Raw genomic sequence first — 1,303 nt, 5'->3', positions numbered from 1 at the left:
TACGCAACTAATCTTATACAACACGTTGATGGTGCATTTGACCCAAAAAAACTTCATTGAAAACGAGAGACTTAAACTTAAAACTGGACCTAAAACTTTAATGAATCTAGCAAGACATTGTGATTTATGCGAAAATAAAATGACTAGTCTAGAAAAAGGAATCACCTGTAAGTTGACTAATAAAAAACCTAACTTTAATAACACTTGTTCCAAAATCACTCTTGATAAAAAATTTCAAGAAAAGTTAGAAATTGCTAATCTCGAATTGGAAATAATGCGTAGAAACCAAAAGTCCGCACATTTGACTTTCTACGGCACAATAATTATTGGTTTTCTATTAATACTTCTTGGATACTTTTTTTCTGACTGGAATATACATAGCTTGTTCCTATGGTACGTGAAAATTGGAATAATTGTAGCTGGATTTTCATTTCTGGAAACTGCTTACTCTAAGTTGAATAAATATAGAAGAGAAAATAAAAAAGCGGAACTGGAAAAAAATAAAATTGATGAAGTCCTAAATAAATACGGAGTTTCATATTGTGAAAGCTTTGATTTTAAAGAAAAAATTCACGGAACTCAAGAAGTAATTGTGAACGTTGAATTTAAAAATTGGACAAAAGGAAAAATAACTAATTCTTATAAATTTGACTATTAAAAGTAAATAAAAAACGACACCACAACACGGTGTATAATTAATTGCTTTGGCTAGTGCTTATCTGGAAAATTCCGCTGGAATTTTCTCTAGTCCGTATTTGTTTACTAATTTAGTTGCTTAATCACGCAACTAACCATACACATCACGTTGTGGGCAAGTACTCAATTAAAATATTTAAGCTTGATTTAAGGGGTTTAAAATTTAATTTCCGCCAAAGTCTGGTATAAAAACCCAATTTTTTTTGGCGCACAAAAACAAAAATTTTAGCTAAGGTTTTGGTTTATTTATTAAGGTCGTACCCTAGCGGTTGAGCAACTTTATAAATATTTTTTTAGTCGGTTTCTTTTTTTCTAGATCAGTAATTAAATTTTTGTTTTTTAACAAAGGAAATTTCTAATCCGCCAGTTTCCGTAAAATCAAATCTAAGCGCTTTATTTTTTTGGTTCTTGAATTTCTAAGAATAAAAAATTCGGTTTCTAGACAAAGGACAGTCCTTTTTTATAATGGTCTGTAAATTATATTCAAAACCTGCCCACAACAAAGTATAAAATTAATTGCTTGGTTATTGATTACTTACGAAAGTCCAAACAGACTTTCTTAGTTCGTGTTTTATTTAGTAAATTAGTGTTCTAAATACGCAACTAA

Annotated in this window: 1 protein-coding gene; it reads left to right on the top strand. The window is 29.6% G+C overall.

Features of this window, described 5'->3' with window-relative positions:
- On the top strand, positions 1 to 658 hold a 658-nt coding region (locus RH82_RS00020), incomplete at its 5' end, for a hypothetical protein (RefSeq protein ID WP_206420391.1).
- Positions 659 to 1,303: the final 645 nt, after the last annotated feature.

It is taken from the genome of Lacinutrix jangbogonensis (assembly GCF_000797445.1).
GTDB classification, from domain to species: Bacteria; Bacteroidota; Bacteroidia; order Flavobacteriales; family Flavobacteriaceae; genus Lacinutrix; species Lacinutrix jangbogonensis.
The sequence above is the reverse complement of the archived record's forward strand: the minus strand, read 5'-3'. Positions and strand labels throughout refer to the sequence as shown.